The sequence below is a fragment of the Streptomyces milbemycinicus genome (genome assembly GCF_002154605.1).
GTDB classification, from domain to species: Bacteria; Actinomycetota; Actinomycetes; order Streptomycetales; family Streptomycetaceae; genus Streptomyces; species Streptomyces milbemycinicus.
This window is the reverse complement of the sequence record NZ_MUNE01000473.1, coordinates 1-264: the sequence shown is the minus strand read 5'-3', so window position 1 is coordinate 264 and position 264 is coordinate 1. Positions and strand designations below refer to the sequence as shown.

Sequence of the window (264 nt, the reverse complement as noted above, 5' to 3'; positions counted from 1 at the left end):
GCGGCGGGAGAAGTGGCCCAGGCGGACATCGTCTCGCTCGTCGAGGACTCCATCGCACACCGCAGGTGGTGGGTCGAGCAGTGGCCGGAGGGCGCCACGTACTTGGCCGGGCTGGTGGCCCAGGACGTACAGGACGCCCTGCTCGAGCGGTACGGCCGCTGGCCGCTGTGCCCGGTGTGCACAGAGGGCGGCGATCCCCACGCGCTGGACGTGGAGCCGGAGTTGGGGCCGGATCCGCACTGGGTGTGCGGCAAGACGGCGGTG

The 264-nt window shown here is 72.3% G+C and carries 1 protein-coding gene; it reads left to right on the top strand.

The features are described 5' to 3' along the window. Positions 1-264 (top strand): hypothetical protein (locus CCN51_RS33960; RefSeq protein WP_086860473.1); only part of this gene is annotated, 264 nt, incomplete at both ends.